Below are 22,873 nucleotides of genomic sequence, written 5' to 3'. Positions count from 1 at the left end.
GCCTGGACCAAATCGGCATGCCACTCAAGCTATCCGATTCATAGACGGAAACGGGTGACCGCAACACTGGCCGGGGCAAATTACCCGTGGATCACGCACCCGGCGCTGTTCGTGCTGCGGCCACCCGCTGAGGAGGCCTACTCCCACTCGATGGTTCCCGGCGGCTTGCTGGTTACATCCAGCACGACCCGGTTGACGCCCTCGACTTCGTTGGTAATGCGGTTGGAGATGCGGGCCAGGAGGTCGTACGGCAGGCGGGACCAGTCCGCCGTCATCGCGTCCTCGCTGGAGACCGGCCGGAGCACGATCGGGTGGCCGTAAGTGCGGCCGTCTCCCTGCACGCCGACGCTGCGGACGTCGGCCAGCAGCACGACCGGCATCTGCCACACCTCGTTGTCCAGCCCGGCGGCCGTGAGTTCGGCGCGGGCGATCGCGTCCGCCTTGCGGAGCAGCTCGAGGCGTTCGGCGTTCACCTCGCCGACGATGCGGATGCCGAGTCCGGGACCGGGGAACGGCTGGCGGCCGACCATCTCGGCCGGCAGGCCCAGCTGGGCACCGACGGCGCGGACCTCGTCCTTGAACAGGTTGCGCAGCGGCTCCACCAGTTCGAAGCGCAGGTCCTCGGGCAGGCCGCCGACGTTGTGGTGGCTCTTGATGTTGGCCGCGCCTTCGCCGCCGCCGGATTCCACGACGTCCGGGTACAGCGTCCCCTGGACCAGGAATTCGATGCTCTCGCCCTCGGCCGCGGCTTCCGAGATGATGGCCCGCTCGGCCTCTTCGAAGGCGCGGATGAATTCGCGGCCGATGATCTTGCGCTTGGTCTCCGGATCGCTGACGCCGGCCAGCGCCTTCAGGAAGCGCTCCTGCTCGTTGGCCACGTACAGCTTGACGCCGGTGGCGGCCACGAAGTCCCGCTCCACCTGCTCTGCCTCGCCCTCGCGCAGCAGTCCGTGGTCCACGAACACACAGGTCAGCTGCTCGCCGACCGCACGCTGGACCAGCGCCGCCGCCACGGCGGAATCGACGCCGCCGGACAGGCCGCAGATCACGCGGGAGCTGCCGACCTGGGCGCGGATGCGCTCCACCTGCTCCTCGACGATGTTCCCGGTGGTCCAATCCGGCGTGATGCCGGCGCCCTTGAACAGGAAGTTCTCGAGGACCTGCTGGCCGAGGTCGGAATGCTTCACCTCGGGGTGCCACTGGACGCCGTAGAGGGCCTTCTCTTCGTTGGCGAAGGCAGCCACCGGAGCGCCGGCCGTGCTGGCCAGGACCTCGAAGCCTTCCGGAGCCTCGTGCACCGAGTCGCCGTGGCTCATCCAGGTGATCTGGGTTTCCGGCATGCCCGCGAGGATGGAGCGGGCCGTGCCGACCGTCGTGGCGTTCGTGGCGCCGTACTCGCGCAGCCCGGTCTTCGCGACCGTGCCGCCCAGAGCGTTCGCCATGGCCTGGAAGCCATAGCAGATCCCGAAGACCGGCACGCCGGCCTGGAACAGCTGCGGCTCTACCGCGGGGGCGCCTTCGGCGTAGACGCTGGACGGCCCGCCGGAGAGGATGATGGCAGCCGGGTTCTTAGCCAGCAGCTGCTCGGTGGTGTAGGTGTGCGGGACGACTTCCGAGTACACGTTGGCCTCACGTACGCGGCGCGCGATCAGCTGCGCGTACTGGGCCCCATAGTCAACGACGAGTACCGGCCGGTGGTCCGTGGCGGCGGCGGGGGGAGGATTAGTCACCCACCTAGGATAGTCGCCGCGTGCAGCCGGGCGCACATCGGCTCCCCGCCAGCGGAAACGCCAACGACGGCGGCCGCAGACCGCCGTCGTTAGTGTCCCTCCCCCAGATGCCGGCTCAGTAGCGCTTGGCGGCTTCCGGATGGGCGGCCAGGTCCTCTTCGACCTCGCGGTGGACCTTCTTCTCCAGGATGACGGACAGCAACGGAATCACGCCGCCGAGCGCGATCAGGATGAACCGCGTGAACGGCCAGCGCATCAGCGACCACAGCCGGAAGTCGGCGATCAGGTAGAGCACGTACAGCCAGCCGTGCGCGATCAGCACGGCGATCGAAAGGTTCACGCCGCCGTCCACCGCGGCGGGCTCGGCCTGGGCCAAACCGAAGCCGAACGGCTCGCCGGTCACCGTGTTGGTGCCGCCGGCGAAGAGGAAGAGGTTGAACCCGTAGCGCAGGATCATCTCGACGCAGAGCAGCAGCAGCATCACGCCGGTGATCCACGAGGTCACCTTGTAGAAGGTCAGGGCCGAGCGGATCTGCGCGTGCGTGCCGCCGTAGCGGCGCTTGACCGGCCGTTCGGGGCGCTGGCCGGTCTGCTGGGGCTGCGGGTTGGGATTATCTGTCACGGGGATACCTCGTTCCTTGGCGCACCGTTTGGTGCACCGTCCTGCGTACCGCCGACGTCCTGGCCGGCCTGGTACCGGGCCTCGGCTGCGGCGAATTCCTGGTCCTCGAGCGTGCGCCGGTAGTCATCGGCCACCAGGCGCCACCAGAGGAAGATGGCGAAACCGGCGAAGACGACCCATTCGACGGCGTAGAACACGTTCATCCAGTTGACCGGGGTCTCCTGCGGCTGGGCGCCGACGACGACGCCGCGCATCTGCGTGCCGGCGGTCCCGTCACCGAGATCCTCGCCGCCCACGGTCAGGTCGGTGGCGGTGACGAACGCGGAGTAGGACGGCATGTCCCACAGGTTGATCAGCTGGGCCACGGACAGCGTGGGCACCTGGCCCGGGACCGGGTGTTCGGCTTCGGGGGCTTCGCTGGGCAGCAGGCGTCCGACGACGGTCGCATCGCCTTCCGGTGCGGAGGCGGCGTCGGCCGGATCGGCGACCCAGCCGCGGACCACGGGGATCATCACCGCTTCGCCGTCCAGCTTGGGTGCGTCCGCCACCGCAAAGCCGGTCACCACCCAATAGCCCTTGTCGCCCTCGTTCAGGCGGTCATGCACCAGGACCTGGTGTGCCGGGTCGAACCGGCCGTCGAAGGTCACCATCTGGTCCGCCTCTGTGGCCAGCATCGGCACGCCCGGCTTGAAGGCCTCAGTCAGCGGACGGACCGTTTCCGTCTGCGACGTCGGCGGCGGAGCATCGCTTTTGGAGGCGGAAAACTGCCACTGGCTCAGGAGCACGAAGACCGTTGCGACGGCCAGCGCCAGCACCAGCGCCGCTATCCAGCGGGGCTTGAGGGCAGTTTTCAACACCCATTAACCCTACTTCGTCCCGTTGTAGAAAACCGAATCCGCAGGCCGGCTCAGCCCAGCGGGACGATGTCCTCCACGGCCATCCGGGCGGTGTCCGCGGCGGCGTCATCGGGCTGCTCCTGGCTCAGCCGCTCGGCATCGACGCGCGCCAGGTAGTACTTCGTCTCGCGGTCCCGCTGCTCGTCCGGCCAGCCCAGCAGCGGCGCCATCAGCCCGGCCACCACGGGAGCCGCGGAGACGCCGCGGTCCCAGGCCTCGATCGAAATCCGGGTGCGGCGGGTCAGGACGTCGTCGACGTGGCGTGCGCCCTCGTGGGTGACGGCGTAGGCGACCTCTGCGTGCAGGTAGTCGTCCGCTCCCGGCAGCGGCTCGGCCAGCTGCGGGTCCGCGGCTATGAGGGCCAGGACTTCCTCGGCGAGCGAGCCGTAGCGGTTGAGCAGGTGCTCCACCCGGGCCACGTGCACGCCGGCCCGCGCGGCCAGGCGGCTGCGCTTGTTCCATTTCGCCTTGAAGCCCGGGGCGCCCAGCAGCGGCACGCTCTCCGTGCAGCTGGGCGGGACGCGTTCGTCCAGCGCCCTGACCGCTTCGTCCACCGCGTCCCTGGCCATCACGCGATAGGTGGTGTACTTGCCGCCGGCAACGACCACCAGGCCGGGTACCGGATGCGCCACCACGTGCTCGCGGGACAGCTTCGCCGTCGAATCGCTCTCCCCCGCCAGCAGCGGGCGCAGGCCGGCGTAGACCCCTTCGACGTCCTCGCGGGTGAGCGGCGTGGTCAGGACCTGGTTCACGTGGTCCAGCAGGTAGTCGATGTCCTTCGACGTCGCCGCTGGATGGGCCTTGTCCAGGTTCCACTCGGTGTCCGTGGTGCCGATGATCCAGTGCCGTCCCCATGGGATGACGAAGAGCACGGACTTCTCGGTGCGCAGGATCAGGCCGACCGTGGACTGGAACCGGTCGCGCGGGACGACCAGGTGGATGCCCTTGGAGGCTCGGACCTTCAACTGGCCGCGGTCCGTGACCATGGCCTGCGTCTCGTCGGTCCACACCCCGGTGGCATTGACGATCTGCCGGGCCCGGATGTCGAACTCCGCGCCGTCGTCCTGGTCCTGCACGCGGGCGCCGACCACCCGTTCGCCTTCGCGCAGGAACTTGATGACCTTCAGCCGGTTGGCCGCGTGGGCGCCGTAGTCGGCCGCCGTCCGGACCAGGTTCACGACCAGGCGGGCGTCGTCCACCTGGGCGTCGTAGTAGCGGATCGAGCCGACCAGGGACTCCTTCTTCAGGCTGGGGGCCGCCCGCAGGGTCCCGTGCCGGGAGAGGTGCTTGTGGAAGGGCACTCCCCTGCCCTGGCCGGTCGCTACCGAGAGGGCGTCGTAGAGTGCGACGCCGGCGGCGACGTAGGGGCGCTCGACGAAGCGTTTGGTCAGCGGGTACAGGAAGGGGACGGGCCTGACCAGGTGCGGGGCGATCCGCTGCAGCAGCAGGCCGCGTTCCTGCAGCGCCTCGCGGACCAGCCCGAAATCCAGCATCTCCAGATAGCGCAGGCCGCCATGGATCAGTTTGGACGAGCGCGAGGACGTGCCCGAGGCCCAGTCCCGGGCCTCGACGATGCCGACGTCCAGGCCGCGCGTGACCGCGTCCAGCGCGGCTCCGGCGCCGACCACGCCGCCGCCGACGATCAGGACGTCGAGTTCACGTCCGCTGGTTCCGGTGGCCCGGAGCGCGGACAGCGCCTCGCCGCGGCTCTCCGGGCTGAGGGCGGCGGGCGTGCTCACGGTAGGTCCTTTCGAGGCTCAGTCGTTGATCTGGTACGGCGCCAGGACGACCTCGCACCGCTGGAATTCCTTCAGGTCAGAGTAGCCCGTGGTAGCCATCGAGCGGCGCAGTGCGCCGATAATGTTGGAGGTTCCGTTGGTGTGGTGCGAGGGCCCGTAGAGCACTTCCTCCAGCGGACCGACCGTGCCGATCCGCACGCGGTCGCCGCGCGGAAGTTCGTGGTGGTGGGCTTCCTGGCCCCAGTGCCAGCCATGGCCCGGCGCCTCTTCCGCCCGGGCCAGCGCGGCGCCGAGCATGACGGCGTCCGCGCCCATCGCGACGGCCTTGATGATGTCCCCGCTGCTGCCCAGTCCGCCGTCGGCAATCACATGCACGTACCGTCCGCCGGACTCGTCCATGTAGTCCCGGCGCGCCGCAGCCACATCCGAAATTGCCGACGCCAGCGGCGAGTGGATGCCCAAGGCGCGCCTCGTCGTCGTTGTTGCCCCGCCGCCGAAACCGACCAGCACGCCGGCCGCGCCGGTCCGCATCAGGTGCAGCGCCGGGGTGTAGCCGGCGGCGCCGCCGACGATGACCGGGACGTCCAGCTCGTAGATGAACTGCTTCAGGTTCAGGGGTTCATGTTCGCGCGAGACGTGCTCCGCGGAAACGGTGGTGCCGCGGATGACGAAGATGTCGACGCCGGCGGCGAGGACGGTCTTGTAGAACTCCTGGGTGCGCTGCGGCGTGAGCGAACCGGCCACCGTGACGCCGGCTTCCCGGATCTCGGCCAGCCGCGACGTGATCAGCTCGGGCTGGATCGGGGCGTTGTAGATTTCCTGCATCCGCTCGGTCGCGGCCGGGCTGAAGTTGTCCTCGCTGAGGCCGGCGATTTCCTCGAACAGCGGCTGCGGGTCCTCGTACCGCGTCCACAACCCCTCCAGGTTCAGCACCCCGAGGCCGCCCAGCCGGCCCATCGCAATGGCTGTGGCCGGGGACATCACGGAGTCCATCGGGGCAGCCAGGACGGGCATCTCGAACTCGTAGGCGTCGATCTGCCACTTGACCGAGACGTCCTTGGGGTCCCGGGTCCGGCGGGACGGGACAATCGCTACATCGTCGAGGGAGTAGGCACGACGCCCACGCTTGCCACGGCCAATTTCAATCTCGTAAGTCACGGCTCTAGGTTATCCCACCGGCGCACGTCCGCCCCGCCGGCCGGTGCGGATGTGGACAGGCGGCCCGGGCGTTAACGGCCGCGGCGGGTGGTTCGGTCAGCGCCGGTAGTTGGGCGCCTCGGCCGTGATCATGATGTCGTGCGGGTGGGACTCCTTGAGCCCGGCGGAGGTGATCCGCACGAACTTGCCCTTGGCCTTGAGCTCTTCGATGGTGCGGGCGCCGGTGTAGAACATCGTCTGGCGCAGGCCGCCGACCAGCTGGTGAGCGACGGCGGAAAGCGGGCCGCGGTAGGGCACCTGGCCTTCGATGCCTTCGGGGATGAGCTTCTCGTCGTCCGGCACGTCCGCCTGGAAGTAGCGGTCCTTCGAGTAGGAAGTGTTCTTGCCGCGGGTCTGCATGGCGCCGAGCGAACCCATGCCGCGGTACGCCTTGAACTGCTTGCCGTTGATGAAGACCAGGTCCCCCGGGCTTTCGGCGGCACCGGCCAGCAGGGAGCCGAGCATCACGGTGTCGGCTCCGGCCACGAGGGCCTTGCCGATGTCGCCGGAGTACTGCAGGCCGCCGTCGGCGATGAGGGGCACGCCGGCGGGGATCGCGGCCTTGGCGGACTCATAGATCGCGGTGACCTGGGGGACGCCGACGCCTGCCACGACGCGGGTGGTGCAGATGGAGCCGGGGCCCACGCCGACCTTGATGGCGTCCGCGCCGGCGTCGATCAGGGCCTGGGCGCCCTCGCGGGTCGCCGCCTGGCCGCCGATGATATCCACGTGCGCCGCCGCCGGGTCCTTCTTGAGCCGCGCGATCATGTCCAGCACGCCGTTGCTGTGGCCGTTGGCCGTGTCCACCACGAGCACGTCGGCGCCGGCGTCAATCATGGTCATGCCGCGCTCGTAGCCGTCGCCGAAGAAGCCGATGGCCGCGCCGACGCGCAGGCGGCCTTCCTCGTCCTTGGTCGCGAGCGGGTACTGCTCCGCCTTGTCGAAGTCCTTGACGGTGATCAGCCCGCGGAGGATCCCCTCGTCATCGACGAGGGGAAGCTTCTCGATGCGGTTCTTGCCGAGGAGGTCGATGACCTCGGGGCGGCTGATGCCCACATGTCCGGTGATCAGCGGCATGCGGCTCATGACCTCGTCGACCTTGACCGTGTCGTAGTCGGCCTTCGGCACGAAGCGGGTATCGCGGTTGGTGCAGATGCCCAACAGCTTCCCGTTGGGGTCCACCACGGGCAGGCCCGAGACGCGGTAGTTGCGGCACAGGTCGTCCAGTTCGGCCAGCGTGGCCTCGGGCGCGATGGTTACCGGATTGGTGATCATGCCGGATTCGCTGCGCTTGACCCGGTCGACGTGCTCGGCCTGGTCCTGGATGGAGAGGTTGCGGTGGATCACGCCCAACCCGCCCTGGCGCGCCATGGCGATGGCCATGCGGGACTCGGTCACGGTATCCATGGCGGCGGACAGCAGCGGCGTCTGCACGGTGATGCGCTTGGACAGCCGGGAACTGGTGTCGGCTTCGGACGGGATGACGTCCGTCGGGCCGGGGAGCAGCAGGACGTCGTCGTAAGTCAGGCCCTCAAAGGCAAACGGGTTGAATTCTTCAGACACTCTCGGGCCTTTCGCGACACGCCGGCGCAGCGGGAATCTCGAACGGAGGCAGCAGCCGGGATGGTTTGGGTGTGTAGATACATCCTAGAACCATTCACGACCCCGCTCTATTTCAAGCGGACGGATATGTGGCCGACGTTACCCGCCGCCGCCGGTCCTGCCCGGCAAAACAGCCGGAGGGGACCCGGCCGAAGCCGGATCCCCTCCCCTGTGTTTCGAAACGTCCGAAACGCCCGTGCCTAGTGGCTGTGGCCGGCGTGCTCATCCTCGTCGGCGGGCTTTTCCGCAACGAGGGTTTCGGTGGTGAGCACCAGGGCCGCGATCGACGCTGCATTGCGCAGTGCCGAGCGGGTCACCTTGACGGGGTCGATGACGCCGGCGTCGACCAGGTCTTCGTACTCTCCCGTGGCCGCGTTGAAGCCCTTGTTGACCTCGAGCTCGCCCACCTTGGAGACCACGACGTAGCCTTCGTAGCCGGCGTTCTCCGCGATCCAGCGCAGCGGCTGGACGAGTGCGCGGCGGACCAGTCCGACGGCGGTCGCGGCGTCGCCTTCGAGGGCGAGGACCTTCGGGTCCGTATCCAGGGCCTGGGAAGCGTGGACGAGGGCGGTTCCGCCGCCGGCCACGATGCCCTCCTCCAGAGCAGCGCGGGTGGAGGACACGGCGTCCTCGATGCGGTGCTTCTTTTCCTTCATCTCGACCTCGGTGGCGGCGCCGACCTTGATCACGCCGATGCCGCCGGCGAGCTTGGCCAGCCGCTCCTGCAGCTTCTCTCGGTCCCAATCAGAGTCGGTGCGCTCAACCTCGGCGCGGATCTGGGCCACGCGGTCGGCCACGTCCGTCTCGGAGCCTGCTCCGTCGACGATGGTGGTGTTGTCCTTGGTCACGGTGATCCGGCGGGCCGAACCCAGCACCTCCAGGCCGACCTGGTCCAGCTTGAGGCCCAGGTCCGGGGAGACAACCTGCGCGCCGGTGAGCGTCGCGATGTCCTGCAGCATGGCCTTGCGGCGGTCGCCGAAGCCCGGGGCCTTCACGGCGACCACGTTCAGGGTGCCGCGGATCTTGTTCACCACGAGGGTGGACAGGGCTTCGCCTTCGATGTCTTCGGCGATGATGAACAGCGGCTTGCCGGCCTGCAGGGCCTTCTCCAGCAGCGGCAGGAATTCCTGCACCGAGGAGATCTTGCCCTGGTTGATCAGGATGAGCGCGTCTTCGAGGACGGCTTCCTGGCGCTCGGCGTCCGTGACGAAGTACGGCGAGAGGTAGCCCTTGTCGAACTGCATACCCTCGGTGAGGACCAGTTCGGTCTGCAGGCCGGAGGCCTCTTCGATGGTGATGACGCCATCCTTGCCGACCTGCTCGAAAGCCTTGGCCAGCAGTTCGCCGATTTCCGGGCTCTGGGCCGAGATGGTGGCAACCTCGGCCACCTTGCCCTCAACCTCGCGGGCGTTCTCCAGCAGGCGGTCGGCAACGGCCTCGACGGCGATCTCGATGCCGTTCTTCAGGGCGCCGGGGGCCGCGCCCGCGGCAACGTTGCGCAGGCCTTCCTTGACGAGGGCCTGGGCCAGGACCGTGGCGGTGGTGGTGCCGTCGCCGGCGACGTCGTTGGTCTTGGTAGCCACTTCCTTCGCGAGCTGAGCGCCGAGGTTCTCGTACGGATCCTCGAGCTCGACTTCGCGGGCGATGGTCACGCCGTCGTTGGTGATGGTGGGGGCGCCCCACTTCTTGTCCAGCACGACGTTGCGGCCGCGCGGGCCGAGGGTCACCTTGACGGTGTCGGCCAGCTTGTCAACGCCGGCTTCCAGGGCTTTGCGGGCAGCGTCGTTGAACTGCAGCTGCTTTGCCATGTGATCTCCTTGATCGAGAAAACCCCGGCCAGTTGCCTGGCCGGGGTCATCGGAAAACTTACTTGACGACGATCGCCAGGACGTCGCGCGCGGACAGAACCAGGTATTCCTGGCCGCCCTGCTTGATTTCGGTGCCACCGTACTTGGAGTAGATGACGACGTCGCCTTCGGTCACGTCGACCGGTACGCGGTTGCCGTTGTCGTCAACGCGGCCGGGTCCAACCGCGACAACCTTGCCTTCCTGCGGCTTTTCCTTGGCGGTGTCCGGGATGACCAGGCCGGAAGCGGTGGTCTGCTCGGCTTCGAGCGGCTGGACGACAATACGATCCTCAAGAGGCTTGATGGAGACCGACACTCGGCTCTCTCCTTTGCATGAGCTACGAATAGGTACGTTGGCCAAGGACTTTTCCACCGTCGTCGCGGTGCCGGCAGAAGGCTCCTTGAAAGGTTGGCACCCATAGGGTGAGAGTGCTAATGCTGACTCTATTCGCACAGTTAGCACTCGGTCAAGGCGAGTGCCAACGGGGTGCCATGCGGCCGCCGCCGCGCTGTGCAGGAGGCCGTGGAAGCGCTCCCGACCTGCCGCATCCAGCCACGCCACCGCCGCGGAGGAGCATCGGGGCGGGTCCTCCCGGCCGCCCCGCGTATAAGACGCACAACAGCCTTCCCCTCATCGCGCGTCACCGGGAGACTCCCGACCGCCCACGGTTTTGCGGTAAGGCTAACCTAACCGCTAGGGTGCAAATGCGCGCACAATTAGCAAACGATTTTGTGTCCTATTGCCGGATGGGCGCCGAGCCCTCCGGACCGACCTTATTTGGAGCCCTGAAATGAACTCGACCCTGACGTCCCGGCTGCTTGCGGTCACTGCCGCCGCATCCCTGCTGGCCCTGAGCGCGTGCGGCCAGAACCCCGGAGCCACCGCCGCCGCGAGCGAAACAGTCACCGTCGAGCACGCCCAGGGTTCCACCGAGGTTCCGGCCAACCCCGAGACCGTCTACACCTTCGATCTGGGTGCACTCGACACCCTCGATGCCCTCGGCGTCGAGGTCGACGGCGTTCCGCAGGCCGTCCTGCCCAAGTCCCTCACCAAGTACGGCGAGGACTCCGTCACCAAGATCGGTTCCATGAAGGAGCCCGATTTCGAAGCGATCAGCGAGGGCGCGCCGGACCTGATCATCATCTCCGGCCGCACCGCCGAGGCCTACCCGGAGCTGAGCAAGATTGCCCCGACCATCGACGTCAGCGTCGACATGGCCAACCCGCTGGAGTCGTTCAAGAAGAACACCGAGACCCTCGCAGGGATCTTCGGCAAGGAGGCCGAGGCCGACAAGAAGCTGGCGGCCATCGACGCCCGCATCGAGGAAACCAAGGCATCCGCTGCCGGCGCGGGCACCGGCCTGATCGTGATGACCAGCGGCGGCGAGCTGACCGCCTACGGTGCCGGCTCCCGCTTCGGGCTGGTCCATGACGTCCTGGGCGTCAAGACGGCGGCCGACGTCAAGTCCGAGGGCACGCACGGCGAGGCCATCTCCTTCGAGTACATCGCCGAGAAGAACCCGGCGCATCTGTTCGTCATCGACCGCGACGCCGCCACCGGAGAGGCCGGGCAGGCCGCGTCCGCCGTGCTGGACAACGAGCTGGTCAACGGCACGGACGCCGCCAGGAACGACAGCATCACCTACCTCGACTCGAGCTCCTGGTACCTGGTGGGCTACGGCCTGAACAATGTCGACGCCATGATCGGCGCCGTGCAGGAAGCCGTCGCGGCGTAGGACGCTTCCGCCGCCGGGGCCCCGTTACAGGAGCCCCTGCGGCGTTGGCAGGCGACTATGGCTTCCTCAACGATCACCCCGATTGCCCCGGCAGCAGCCGAGCGGGCCACCCCGACGCGCCCCCGCGGCAGCGGCGGCCAGCTGATGGGCGCGGGCGCCGCGATTGCGGCGCTGGCCATTATCAGCATGTTCGTCGGCGTCTCCGACGTCTCGCTGCCCGCCCTGCTGGCCGGCGACCAGACGGCCTGGGACATCTTCTGGATCAGCCGCGTACCGCGCACCATCTCCGTGGTCCTGGCCGGCATGGCCCTCAGCGTGGCCGGCCTGATCATGCAGCTGATGGCCCGCAACAAGTTCGTCGAGCCCTCGACCGTGGGGACGGTGGAGTCGGCGTCGCTGGGCATCCTGGTCGTCACCGTCGCTGTCCCCGGTGCCGCGCTGCTGACCAAGATGTCGGTCGCCGCCGTGTTCGCCGCCCTGGGCACGGGCCTCTTCCTGCTGGTGCTGCGCCGGATCCCGCTGCGCAACACCCTTTTGGTGCCCCTCGTGGGCATCATGCTGGGCGGCGTGATCGCCTCGGTCACCACCTTCTTCGCCTACCGTTTCGACCTGCTCCAGACCCTCAACAGCTGGATGATCGGCGACTTCTCCGGCGTGCTGCGCGGCCGCTACGAGCTGCTCTGGATCGTGGCCGTGCTGACGGTCGTGGGGTACCTGTGCGCCGACCGCTTCACCATGGCCGGCATGGGCCAGGAGTTCTCCACGAACCTGGGAATGGACTACAACAAGGTGATGATGACGGGACTCGTGATCGTCTCCCTGATCAGTGCCGTCGTCGTTGTTTCCATTGGCAGCATTCCGTTCCTGGGCCTCATCGTCCCGAACCTGGTATCCCTGGCCTTCGGCGACAACGTGCGCCGCTCGGTGCCGTGGGTCGCGGTGTTCGGCGCCGGCTTCGTCCTCGCCTGCGACATCATCGGCCGGACCATCCGCTTCCCGTACGAGATTCCGGTCGGCGTGGTGGTCTCCGCGATCGGCAGCGTCCTTTTCCTCTGCCTCCTGCTGCGCAAGCGTGAACTCCGTGGGTAATACAGCTAGCACGCAGCTTCCCGCCGCCCTCACCCAGCACACCCGCCGGCCGCTGAAATCGCTGGGCCCGAAGACCTGGATCATCCTGCTCTCCGTGCTGGCCGCCGCGCTGGTCGCGACGTTCATGCTGATCGACCTGCGCGGCAACATCGGCTACATCCTCCCCCGCCGCGCGATCAAGGTGGGCTCGATGCTGCTGGTGGCGTACGCCGTCGGTGTTTCCACCGTGCTCTTCCAGACGGTTACGTCCAACCGGATCCTGACTCCGTCCATCATGGGCTTCGACGCGCTCTACATGCTGATCCAGACCGCGCTGACGTTCGCCATCGGCGGCCAGGCGCTGCTGAGCCTCGGCGCTCCGGTGCGGTTCGTGATCGAGGTCGGGCTGATGGTCGGCTTCTCCTTCCTGCTGTACCGCTGGCTGTTCACCGGCGGCGGCAAGAGCCTGCACCTGATGCTGCTGGTCGGCATCGTGTTCGGCGTGATGTTCCGCGGAATCTCCTCGCTGCTGCAGCGGCTGATCGATCCCAGCGAGTTCATCATCCTGCAGGATCTCTTCTTCGCCAGCTTCAACAACGTGGACGGCCTCCTGCTGCTGGTGTCCGTGGCGGCCGTGGCCGCGGTGAGCGGGCTGGCCTGGCGGATGCGACACCAGCTGGACGTGCTCTCGCTCGGCCGGGACATGGCGCTGAACCTCGGCGTGGACCACAAGCGGTCCGTCACCTCGGTGCTGGTCATCTGCGCCGTGCTCGTGGCGGTCTCCACCGCGCTGGTCGGCCCGATCACGTTCTTCGGCCTGCTCGTGGCCAGCCTGGCCTACCAGCTCTGCAGCCACTTCCGGCACGCCTACGTGCTGCCGATCGCGGTGCTGCTGGGCATCATCGCGCTGGTCGGGGGCCAGCTGGTGCTGGAGCGCGTCTTCGCCTTCGACACCGCGCTGAGCATCGTCATCGAATTCGTGGGCGGCATCGTCTTCATCGCCCTGCTGCTGAAAGGCTCCGTCAAATGATCCACGTCTCCGACGTCTCCAAGCGCTACGGCGGCCAGACCGTGGTGGACGGCGTCAGCTGCTACATCAAGGACGGCGGCATCACGTCGATCATCGGACCGAACGGCGCGGGCAAGTCCACGCTCCTGTCGATGATGAGCCGCCTGCTGCCCATGGACAACGGCAGCGTCAGCATCGACGGGCTGGACGTCAACGCCACCGACAGCAGGCAGCTGGCGCGCAAGATGGCCATCCTCCGGCAGGAAAACCAGCTCACCGTGCGCCTGAGCGTGCGGGACCTGGTCGGTTTCGGCCGCTTCCCGCACAACAACGGCCGGCCCACCGCCGCCGACAAGGTCCACATCGACCAGGCCCTGGAGTACCTGGACCTGGGCGACCTCGCGGACAAGTTCGTCGATGAGCTCTCCGGCGGCCAGCGCCAGCGCGCGTTCATCGCCATGGTGCTGGCGCAGGACACGGACTACCTGCTGCTGGACGAGCCGCTGAACAACCTGGACATGAAGCACTCGGTGGAGATGATGCGGCTGCTGCGCCGGCTGGCGGATGAGCTGGGCAAGACCGTGGTGCTGGTCATCCACGACATCAACTTCGCCTCCTGCTACTCCGACAGCATCGTGGCCATGCGGCAGGGCCGGCTGATCCACCAGGGGCCGCCGGCGCAGATCATGCAGCCCGAGGTCCTGCGCGACGTGTACGAGATCGACATCCGCATCGAGGAGATCGACGGGAACCGGATCGGCGTCTACTTCGCCTGAGCGGGCACAGTACGACGGCGGTGTGCCGGGTTTCGTCCGGCAGCACCCTTTGCGCATTGCGCGGCCCGGCTCGGGCCCGCGCGCCTCAGGCCTTGAGCACCGAGAGGACGTTGCCGGCAGGGTCCTTGAACCAGGCGATGTCCGGCCCGTTCCCGCGCATGATGCCCTTCGCGTCCGTGGGCAGCTGCGGGTCGTCGTAGATCTTCGTCGCCACGCCCTTGCCGTTCAGCTCCTCGACGGCTGCGTCCACGTCGTCGACCAGGAAGTTCAGGATGGTGAAGCTAGCCGGCTCGTGGGTGTCCTTGGGGTAGACCAGCACCTCCGCGCCTCCCGGCAGGGTGAGGCGCAAGGTGCCCATTTCGCCGTCGTTCACGTCCAGCCCCAGGACGTCGCCGTAGAACGCCTTGGCTGCCGCGATGTCGTTGACGCTGAAGCCGCTCATGGCACGCGCTGCTGCAAACATGGGAATCCCCTCCGTATCCTGCCAACCGCCTGGCTCCTTCCACCTTGGCACGCTCCGCGGTCCCGGGCCAGAGCCGGCAGGCTCGGCGGCGTCGCCCGCTCCGGGCCGCCGTCCTACCATGGGAGAAGGCGCCAGGAAGCGGCGGACCGGAGGCCTGCGATGAATGCGTCAGTCCCAAGAACGGACCTGGAACTGGCCCTTGCCGCCTCGCACCTGGCGCCGCTGCCGCAGGAATCGCTCGCGCGCGTCATGGCCGGCAGCGCCGCGGCGGTGGTTCCCGCCGGATCGGTCACGCACCACGAGGGCGACCCGATGGCCCATCTGGAACTGGTCGTCTCCGGCCTGGCCAAGGTCTTCGTCACGGCACCGAACGGGCGGACCGCCACGGTCCGCTACTGCCGGACCGGCGCCCTGGTCGGCGTGGTTTCCCTCTTTACCGACGGCTTCATCATGCCGGCGACGGTTTTGGCACTCACCGAGCTGGAGGTGCACCGGCTCTCCCCCGCCGTCGTCCGCGCCGCCGCCCGGCAGGACGGCCATGTGGCCGAGGCGCTGCTGCAGGAACTCAGCGAGCGCGCCCTGCAGTTCATGGCGGAAATCGCCGGGACGGCCTTCACATCGGTGCGGCAGCGCGTCGCCCGCCACCTGCTGGACCTGGCGCATCCCGAACCCGCCGGGCCGGGCCACGAACTGGTGGTGACCACTGGCCAGCGCGGGCTGGCCGAGGCCGCGGGGACCGCGCGGGAGGTGATCGTGCGGGTCCTGCGCGAGTTCCGGCAGGAGCAGACGGTGCGGACTGAACGGGACCGGATCGTCCTGCTGGCACCGGAGCGGCTGATGGAACTGAGCAGGTGGAACACAGGTTCCTGACCGTCCGCGGCGGCGGGACGACACTGTAGGCATGAAAAAGACTGCAGTACGTTCCGGGCGCCATCCCGGGCAGGCAGATCGGGCGCAGGCACGGCCGGCCCAGGAGAAGGCGGCCTCGCCGCATCCGGCAGAGCCGAGCACCGGCCTGATCACCGAGGATGAACTCCTGCTGGCATCGCGGAACCACGCCATGCCGCTGGAGATGCTCCGCTGGTACGCCACGCCGGCGGGCATGCACTACCTGGTCATCCACTGGGACGTCCCGGCGGTCGACCCGGAAACCTGGTCGCTGCGGCTGCACGGCGCGGTGCACCGCGAACTGCAACTGAGCCTAGGGGATCTGCGCGCCAGGGAAGCGCGGACGCTGGACGTGACGCTGGAGTGCGCGGGCAACGGCCGCTCGCTGCTGAAGCCGCGGCCGGTGAGCCAGCCGTGGGTCCTGGGCGGCGTGAGCAACGCGGTCTGGACCGGCACGCCGCTGTCCGGCCTGCTGGCGGAAGCCGGGCTGGAACCGGGCGCGGTGGAACTCGTCTTCACCGGCGAGGACCGCGGCTACCAGGGCGGCGTCGAGCAGGCCTACGCCCGGAGCCTTCCGGTGGAGGTCGCGGCGTCGGACGATGTGCTCCTGGCCTACGAAATGAACGGCCAGCCGCTGATGCCGCAGCACGGTTTCCCGCTTCGGCTGCTCGTGCCGGGCTGGTACGGGATGACCAGCGTCAAGTGGCTGCGCAGCATCGAGGCAGTAACGACGCCGTTCGAGGGCTTCCAGCAGAGCGTCGCGTACCGGTTCCAGCAGGACGCGGAGGATCCGGGAACGCGGGTCTCGCGTATCCGGGTGCGGGCCCTGATGGTCCCGCCGGGTGAGGCGGACTTCGCCACCCGGCGCCGTGTCCTCGCTGCCGGACCGGCCGTCCTGGAGGGACGGGCCTGGTCCGGGCACGGCGCGGTCACGGCCGTCTCGGTCGGGATCGACGGCGCGTGGTTCCGGGCGCACCTGGAACCGGCGGTGGGCCGGTACGCGTGGCGGCGCTGGACCTTCCCCTGGGTCGCCTCCGAGGGGACCCACGAACTGATGTGCCGGGCCGAGGACACGGCCGGGAACATCCAGCCCCTTGAGCAGGAGTGGAACTACCAGGGCATGGGCAACAACGCGGTGCAGCGGATCGAGGTCACGGTCCGGCCCAGCCTGGCCGACGGCATCGCCTTCCCCTAGGACGTCCGTTCACTGCCCCGGGCTCGCTCCTACACCACGGAGAACCCGGCGGGCAGGGCCGTTCGCCCGGTGAGGGCGGAGAGCAGCCTGCTGCCGTCGCCGCGGGCGACCGCGATCTCGACGGCGAGCTTCGCGGCGCAGAGTTCGACGTCGGCCGGCAGCGACGTCGGAATGCCGCAGGCGGCGGCGAGGTCGACGCTGTGCACCGCCAGTTCGAAGATCCGCGTCGGCAGGTAGTCGCGCAGGCGCATCCCGCCCGCGATGGTTTCGATGACCCGGTCTTCGGCCGCGGGAATGATCTGCCCGGCCTGCACGAGGAGCCGGTCCACCGCCTCCACCGGTGCATGCCCCAGACCCTGTCCGGCCGCGACGGCGCGGTTGGTCACGCCCGGCGAAGAGCTGAAATCCTGTCCGACGAAGTACGCGGCCGGCGACGCGATATCGATCCTCTCCGCGGGCCGCTGCAGGTAGGTCAGCACGGTCACCAGCGCCCGGCTGGTATGGCCGGCCAGGGTCCGGACGCTCCACTCCCCCAGCCCAGGCTTCTCCCAGCCGTCCGGCGGGACCTGCGCCAATACTCCGCGGAAGTGCCGGCCGGCCGCCAAATATGTTGCTGCCCCAGGAATCATGAGGCCATGCTACCCATGCCCGCCGCGTCGCGGACCTAAGGGCCTATGCTGGCTTTGACCGCCCCCGCGCGAGAGGACCAAGCCAGTGCTACCGTCCCCCAACCGGTCCGCACCTTTGCTGGAGTCCGACGCCCTGGCAGCCGGCTATGCAGGCACCGCCGTCTGCGGCAGCCTGACCGTCAGGCTCGACGGAGGCGAGTGCCTGGCCCTCATCGGCGCCAACGGGACGGGCAAGTCCACGCTCATCAGGACGCTGAGCGGCCGCCAGGCCCCGGTGGCGGGTTCCGTTCGACTGAACGGCCAGCTGGCGGCCGAAGGCAGCCTCGCCTACCGGCGGGCCGTCGCGGCCGTCCCCGACGAGGACTCGTTCTTCCCCTCGCTGACCGCCGGCGAGCATTTGCTGATGACCGCCCGCGGCCACCAGGTACGGGACCCGGACACCGCCGTCGGACATGAACTGGAGTTCTTCGCGCTGGCCGGACGCCGCCGCGCGCTGCCGGACGAACTCTCCTCCGGACAGCGTCGCCGGCTGCTCCTAGCCTCGGCGTTTATCCGCCCGTTCGCGCTGATGGTGCTCGATGAGCCCGAACAGCGCCTGGACCAGGGCATGCGGGGCCGGCTGGCGGGGCGGATCCGCGAGCGCGTCGATGCCGGGGCCGCGGTGCTGATGGCGACCCACGATCCCGGCTTCCTGGCCGCAGCCGCGGACCGGTGCGTACTGGTCGGCGAGGAGACTCTCGAAGTGGCTCCCGGGCAGGCAGCCGGGATGATGTCGGTGTGAGGGCCGCCATCGGGGAACTGGAGCGGCCGTCCGGCTTCGATCCCCTGGCCTTTACCCGCGCGGCGGCCCGGCGGCACCCTCTCCGGAGCAGGGCGGAGAGCTTCGCCGACACCTACCAGATCCTGCTCGCGGCAGCGGTGGCGCTCGCCTACGCCGGCGCCGTATTGAACGGAATGCTGGAGGGGCTGCTGGTCGGATCCGGCGCCACTCTGACGCGGCAGCTTGCGCCCGACGGCTCGGAGCTACCCGGTGCGGTCGCCGTCCGCCTGGCGCTGCTGTGCGCGGCAGCGGCCGCGATGAAGTTGTTCCTGCGCGTGGGTCCGGTTTCCGTGACGCCGGCGCAGGCCCACTGGTGGCTCGGCCTACCCGTCGATCGCCGGAAGGTCCTGGCCCGGCCTGCTGCCGCCGGACTGGCGAGGGCTGCGGCCGCCGCAGGCCTGGTCTTCGTCCCGGTGGCGGCGCTCGCGGATCCTGAGCATGGTGCCGCTTCCGTTGTCCTCGGCTGCCTTGCGGCTGCCAGGTTGGGCGCCGTCCTCTTCCTCGCCGGGGCCCTCATCCAGCTGGCGCGGCTGCAGCGGCCCGTCCACTGGCTGCTGTCGGCCCTACTGGCCGCGGCGCTGCTGGTCGTGCCCACGCCGCTGGCTGCCCACGCCGCGCGTTCGGCCGGGGTGGACTCCGTGCTGCTGCTGTCGCCGTCGTCGTGGCCGCTGCTGGTGCTCCACGGTACGGCCTGGCCGCTGGCAGCGCTGGCGGTCCTGGTCCCGGCAGGGGCAGTTGCGGCCGGTCTGCTGCTCGACCGGCTGCCGGCCCACGAGCTGGTCGCCAGCGGGCGGGCCGCGGGCCAGGCCTCGGCCGCCTTCTATTTCGGCGACGTCGGCGTTCTCCGCGGAGTCCTTGCGCCCGAGGCGAAAGCGAAATCCTGGTTCGCCCCGTCAGGGAAACCGGCGTCCGCCTTTCGGATCCTGGTCGAGGCGGACGCCCTGGCGTTCCTGCGGGCACCGGCCAGGACCGGCTGGATCCTCCTTTGCGGCCTTCTGCCGGCCGCCGTCGCCAACGTCGCCGGCGCCGGAAGCGCAGTGCTGGTGGGCATGGCGCTCTTGGCCTGCGCCGGCATCGCCGCCGCCGGGGCGTCCTCGGCAGCCAGAAGCTGGGCCGCCCGGCCGGCCTTGGAAGCCGGCCTGCCGATCAGCACGGCCGCAGCCCGGCTCGCCCACGCCGTGGTGCCCGCTCTGCTCCTGGTGGCATGGGCGGCGGTCGCCTTCGGGACGCTCCTGGCCATGGGCGCGGCCGGGCCCCGGTCCCTGGCCCTCGGCACGGTGGCCGCCCTGGGCCTTGCCGGCGCCGCCGTGCGCGGCGCCTACAGGGCGGGACCGGGCTGGACGGATCCCGCCGCCGTGCCGTGGAACTACCTGGCGGCCCGGGCCGCCACCTCATACCTGGCCGGGCCGGACTTCACCTTTTTGGCCATGCTGCCCGTCCTCGCGGCCATCCTCACCGGCGCATCGAGCTGGTGGCTCGTCCTGCTCCAGCTGGCCTGCAGCGGCTTCTGCCTGTGGCGCGGCACGCGGAACGGATGGGGAGCGCCAGCGGCGCGGGCAAGCAGAGCCGGCCACCTGTTCGGGTACATCGGGCGGCGGAACAGTGCCGCGATGGAGAACTACCCGTGGCTCCTGCGCGGCTGCCGCTGGGCTAGGCTTGAATCCATGGCTTCGGAGAACATTGCGCCCATTCTCACGCCCGCGGGATGGGAGCTGCTCAACTCCCTGGGCCCCTATTCCGAGGCCGACAGCCTGAAGACCAGCACCGAACTGCGCAAGGCCGGCCACTCCCCCGAGCTCATCTCGGCGGCGCTGACCCAGTCCAAGCTGCGCGGCAAGGCGGAGGCCAAGTTCGGCCCGTTCGCCGCCAACATGCTCTTCACCCAGGCCGGGCTGGAACAGGCCACCCGCCTGAACATCGCGGCCCTGCACGCACAGCGCTTCGTCGCCGCCGGCGTCGAGCACGTCGCGGACCTGGGCTGCGGCATCGGCGCGGACGCGCTGGCCCTGGCCACGCTGGAACGCCGGGTCACCGCCGTCGAACGCGATGAGACCACCGCCGCGGTGGCGACGATCAACCTGATGCCCTGGCCCAACGCGACCGTGGTCAACGCGGAGGCGCAGGACGTGGATCTGGCCGGGGTCGACGGGGTCTGGCTGGATCCGGCCAGGAGGACGACGACGACGTCGGGCACCACCCGTTTGTTCGACCCGGAGGCGTTTTCCCCGCCGCTGTCCTTCGTGGAGCAGCTGGCCGACCGGAAGCTGCCGGTCGGGGTGAAGATGGGGCCGGGCATCCCGCACGAGGCACTGCCCGCCGGCTGCGAGGCGCAGTGGGTGTCGGTGGACGGCGAGGTGACCGAGGCGGCGCTCTGGTTCAACGCACTGGCCCGTCCCGGCGTCCGGCGCGCGGCGCTGGTGATCGGACACGGCGGCTCGGCGGAAATCACCAGCGGCGTCGACTTCGATCCGGCCAGCCAGGATGTGGAACTCGGCCCGGCCGAGGGCTACCTCTACGAACCGGACGGAGCGGTGATCCGGGCCGGACTGGTGGCGGACGTGGCCCGGCAGCTGAACGGGCACCTGCTGGATGAGCACATCGCCTACTTCTGCGCGCCCGAACTCATCGAGTCGCCGTTTGCCCGCGCCTACAAGGTGCTCGAGGTGCGCCATTACAACGTCAAGAAGCTCAAGGCGTGGGTGAAAGCCAACCGGATCGGCACGCTGGAGATCAAGAAGCGCGGCACCTCGGTCACGCCGGAGGAGCTGCGCAAGACCCTGTTGACCGGGTCCGGCAAGGGACCGAACAAAGCGACGCTGGTGCTCACCCGGATCGGCGAGGACCGGGTGGCCATTGTCGTGGAGCCGGTCCCGGGACCAGGCCACCGCAGTCGGAGCCGCGACGTCAGGCCGTAAGACGGCGCGACGGCGGGTGCTGTTCGTGAGAGGCCGTAGCCGGCTCAGCCGCAGCCGGCGCCGGCCTTGAATTCCCCGACATCCGCCGGCAGCTTGCCGGGCGCGGCGGCCTCGCCGGTCAGGTAGTCCAGCAGCGCATCGAAAGCCGCCGGGGTGTCCCCGTACAGCGCCGCCTTGGTCTCGCCCTGCGAGAGCTCCAGCCCCCACGGCTCCGCCAGGGACACGACGACGTCGCCGCTGCCGGATTCCCGGCCGGCCAGCAGCGTCACCACCGGGCCGGAACCGACCTGCAGCCCGCGGGAGCGCGCGGCCTCGGCCAGCCGCTCGTTGGCCGCCGGGTCAGCTCCCTGGATGGTCAGCGCGCCGTCGACCTGGCCGCCCTTGCACTGCCTGGTCAGGACCGTCAGGGCGGCGGCCGAGGCGGACTCGGCCTCGGCGGCATGCGTGCCGACCTCCTCGAGGGAGGCCACCTGCGCGATCGACTTCTGCCACAGCTGCAGGGTGACCACGCGCGTGGCAGCCTCATCCAGCCGCTCCTCGCTCAGCGTGCCGTCCTCCACCGCGGCGAGAATGGCGGCGTGCGCGGCATATACGTCGGTGGGCATCAGCAGCAGGTCGGCGCCTGCTGCGAGCGCCATGGGTGCAGCCTGCCCGCCCGGGTAGGCGTTCTCCACGGCGCCCATGTTGAGCGCGTCCGTGACGATGACGCCCTCGAAGCCGAGCCCGCGCAGCGCCTTGTAGCTCGGCACCGAGAGCGAGGACGGGACGCCGGGTTCCAGCGCGTTGACGGCGATGTGGCCCATCATCATGACCGGAGCCCCGGCATCGATAGCGGCCTGGAAGGGCTTCCAGTCGCGAGCCTTCAGCTCCGCCAGCGAGGCGTCCTGGACCGGCAGGTCCAGATGGGAATCCGTGGTCACCGAGCCGTGCCCGGGGAAGTGCTTGACGCTGGGCAGCACCCCGGCGTCCTCGAAACCTTCGAGCAGGGACGGGACCTGCGCCGATGCCTGAGCCGGGTCGCTGCCGAGCGAGCGCGCCCCGATGGTCGGGTCCGCCGGGCCGATGGTCAGGTCGACGCTGGGCGCGTGGTCCATCGTGAAGCCGAGCGCGGACAGCTCCGTGGCCATGGCCGCCATCGAATCCCGCGAGACGTCCTTGTCCGCGGCGGCCCCGTAGGTCATCGGGGTGGGCCACTCGGTCAGCGGCGCCCGCAGCCGGGACACCAGCCCGCCCTCCTGGTCCACCGAGATGATGCCGGGCCAGTCCCGGCTGTCGAACATCGCGTCCTGCAGGGTCTTGTTGACTTCGGCCATCGCCGCCACGTCCACGGTGCCGTCCGGCGCCGTCGGGACGTTGTCGCCCATGATGATGCTGCCGCCCAGGTGCAGCTTCTGGATCGCTTCCACCTGCGGCGCGGGGTCGGTGCCGGCGTAGAACGCCACCATCACCTGTCCCGCCTTTTCGGCGACGCTCATCGCGGAGACGGCGGCAGCGGCGTCGTCGTAATCCTGCTGGCTGGGCCCCCACGAGAGCGCCGGGTCCTGCGTAGGGGTAGCGGACGCGGACGACGGCGGGGCGCCGGTTCCGTCCTGGGGTGCGGGCGGTGCGGTGGTGCAGGCGGCCAGCAGCAGGGACGAGGCCGCCAGCATACCGAACGCCAGGCGGCGGGAACCGAGCAATTTCACGTACTCGACCGTACCACTGCGTAGAATCGAGGTAGGTCCTCCGCCGCAGCGCTGCG

General features: G+C 69.3%; 19 protein-coding genes and 1 pseudogene. 9 read left to right on the top strand and 11 right to left on the bottom strand.

All coding sequences use genetic code 11. The features are described 5' to 3' along the window. Positions 1–137: 137 nt before the first annotated feature. From guaA to groES, 8 genes are all read right to left on the bottom strand, one after another. On the bottom strand, positions 138–1,730 hold the full coding sequence (gene guaA / locus WFH44_RS05835) for a glutamine-hydrolyzing GMP synthase (RefSeq protein ID WP_336712430.1): 1,593 nt from the start codon (positions 1,728–1,730) through the stop codon (positions 138–140). A 115-nt stretch (positions 1,731–1,845) separates the two neighbouring features. Continuing rightward, positions 1,846–2,352 carry a DUF3817 domain-containing protein gene (locus WFH44_RS05830; protein WP_336712429.1) on the bottom strand — a complete coding sequence of 169 codons (507 nt, stop codon included), beginning with the start codon at positions 2,350–2,352 and terminating at the stop codon, positions 1,846–1,848. Next, entirely contained in the window at positions 2,349–3,209 is an 861-nt protein-coding gene (locus WFH44_RS05825; RefSeq protein WP_336712428.1) for an SURF1 family protein, read from the bottom strand. Before WFH44_RS05825 ends, WFH44_RS05830 begins: the two co-directional genes overlap by 4 nt. 50 nt (positions 3,210–3,259) lie before the next feature. After that, entirely contained in the window at positions 3,260–4,987 is a 1,728-nt protein-coding gene (locus tag WFH44_RS05820; protein ID WP_336712426.1) for a glycerol-3-phosphate dehydrogenase/oxidase, read from the bottom strand. Between the two features lie 18 nt (positions 4,988–5,005). After that, the gene (locus WFH44_RS05815) at positions 5,006–6,145 is read right to left on the bottom strand and encodes a GuaB3 family IMP dehydrogenase-related protein (protein WP_336712425.1); all 1,140 of its coding nucleotides are present in this window, start codon (positions 6,143–6,145) and stop codon (positions 5,006–5,008) included. 96 nt (positions 6,146–6,241) lie between these two features. Then, positions 6,242–7,747, bottom strand: a complete 1,506-nt coding sequence (guaB, locus tag WFH44_RS05810; RefSeq protein WP_336712424.1) for an IMP dehydrogenase — start codon at positions 7,745–7,747, stop codon at positions 6,242–6,244. Positions 7,748–7,986: 239 nt separating this feature from the next. Beyond that, positions 7,987–9,594, bottom strand: coding sequence for a chaperonin GroEL (groL, locus tag WFH44_RS05805; RefSeq protein ID WP_336712423.1), 1,608 nt, complete (start codon positions 9,592–9,594; stop codon positions 7,987–7,989). A 58-nt stretch (positions 9,595–9,652) separates the two neighbouring features. Continuing rightward, a complete protein-coding gene (gene groES, locus WFH44_RS05800; RefSeq protein ID WP_262105701.1) occupies positions 9,653–9,949 on the bottom strand; it encodes a co-chaperone GroES in 297 nt (98 codons plus the stop codon). 475 nt (positions 9,950–10,424) lie between these two features. On the opposite strand from groES, the gene WFH44_RS05795 reads away from it, so the two are divergent. From WFH44_RS05795 to WFH44_RS05780, 4 genes are all read left to right on the top strand, one after another. Continuing rightward, entirely contained in the window at positions 10,425–11,369 is a 945-nt protein-coding gene (locus WFH44_RS05795; protein ID WP_336712422.1) for a siderophore ABC transporter substrate-binding protein, read from the top strand. Positions 11,370–11,513: 144 nt separating this feature from the next. After that, on the top strand, positions 11,514–12,458 hold the full coding sequence (locus WFH44_RS05790; protein ID WP_442892882.1) for an ABC transporter permease: 945 nt from the start codon (positions 11,514–11,516) through the stop codon (positions 12,456–12,458). Beyond that, complete coding sequence (locus WFH44_RS05785) at positions 12,442–13,467, top strand: iron chelate uptake ABC transporter family permease subunit (protein ID WP_336712419.1); 1,026 nt, start codon at positions 12,442–12,444, stop codon at positions 13,465–13,467. The genes WFH44_RS05790 and WFH44_RS05785 overlap by 17 nt, the downstream gene beginning before the upstream one ends. Then, positions 13,464–14,222, top strand: coding sequence for an iron ABC transporter ATP-binding protein (locus tag WFH44_RS05780; RefSeq protein ID WP_336712417.1), 759 nt, complete (start codon positions 13,464–13,466; stop codon positions 14,220–14,222). Before WFH44_RS05785 ends, WFH44_RS05780 begins: the two co-directional genes overlap by 4 nt. A gap of 85 nt (positions 14,223–14,307) precedes the next feature. Here WFH44_RS05780 and WFH44_RS05775 read toward each other — a convergent pair whose 3' ends face one another. Further along, a complete protein-coding gene (locus WFH44_RS05775) occupies positions 14,308–14,685 on the bottom strand; it encodes a VOC family protein (RefSeq protein ID WP_336712415.1) in 378 nt (125 codons plus the stop codon). Positions 14,686–14,844: 159 nt separating this feature from the next. On the opposite strand from WFH44_RS05775, the gene WFH44_RS05770 reads away from it, so the two are divergent. Together WFH44_RS05770 and WFH44_RS05765 are read left to right on the top strand one after the other, a co-directional pair. Continuing rightward, on the top strand, positions 14,845–15,555 hold the full coding sequence (locus tag WFH44_RS05770; RefSeq protein ID WP_336712413.1) for a Crp/Fnr family transcriptional regulator: 711 nt from the start codon (positions 14,845–14,847) through the stop codon (positions 15,553–15,555). A gap of 31 nt (positions 15,556–15,586) precedes the next feature. Then, complete coding sequence (locus WFH44_RS05765) at positions 15,587–16,768, top strand: sulfite oxidase (RefSeq protein ID WP_336712411.1); 1,182 nt, start codon at positions 15,587–15,589, stop codon at positions 16,766–16,768. Between the two features lie 29 nt (positions 16,769–16,797). Here WFH44_RS05765 and WFH44_RS05760 read toward each other — a convergent pair whose 3' ends face one another. Next, a complete protein-coding gene (locus WFH44_RS05760; protein ID WP_336712410.1) occupies positions 16,798–17,397 on the bottom strand; it encodes a maleylpyruvate isomerase N-terminal domain-containing protein in 600 nt (199 codons plus the stop codon). A gap of 85 nt (positions 17,398–17,482) precedes the next feature. On the opposite strand from WFH44_RS05760, the gene WFH44_RS05755 reads away from it, so the two are divergent. The 3 genes and pseudogenes from WFH44_RS05755 to WFH44_RS05745 all read left to right on the top strand — a co-directional run bounded on the left by WFH44_RS05755 (position 17,483) and on the right by WFH44_RS05745 (position 21,132). Then, positions 17,483–18,178 carry an ABC transporter ATP-binding protein gene (locus WFH44_RS05755; RefSeq protein ID WP_336712409.1) on the top strand — a complete coding sequence of 232 codons (696 nt, stop codon included), beginning with the start codon at positions 17,483–17,485 and terminating at the stop codon, positions 18,176–18,178. Positions 18,179–18,351: 173 nt separating this feature from the next. Then, positions 18,352–19,554, top strand: a pseudogene (locus WFH44_RS05750) (DUF6297 family protein); the annotation flags it as partial. Positions 19,555–19,881: 327 nt separating this feature from the next. Continuing rightward, entirely contained in the window at positions 19,882–21,132 is a 1,251-nt protein-coding gene (locus tag WFH44_RS05745; protein WP_336712922.1) for a class I SAM-dependent methyltransferase, read from the top strand. A gap of 44 nt (positions 21,133–21,176) precedes the next feature. On the opposite strand, the gene WFH44_RS05740 is transcribed toward WFH44_RS05745, so the two are convergent. Further along, on the bottom strand, positions 21,177–22,817 hold the full coding sequence (locus tag WFH44_RS05740; protein ID WP_336712408.1) for a glycoside hydrolase family 3 N-terminal domain-containing protein: 1,641 nt from the start codon (positions 22,815–22,817) through the stop codon (positions 21,177–21,179). Positions 22,818–22,873 lie beyond the last annotated feature (56 nt).

This window comes from Arthrobacter sp. USHLN218, from assembly GCF_037144715.1.
Classification (GTDB): Bacteria; Actinomycetota; Actinomycetes; order Actinomycetales; family Micrococcaceae; genus Crystallibacter.
The sequence above is the reverse complement of the archived record's forward strand: the minus strand, read 5'-3'. Positions and strand labels throughout refer to the sequence as shown.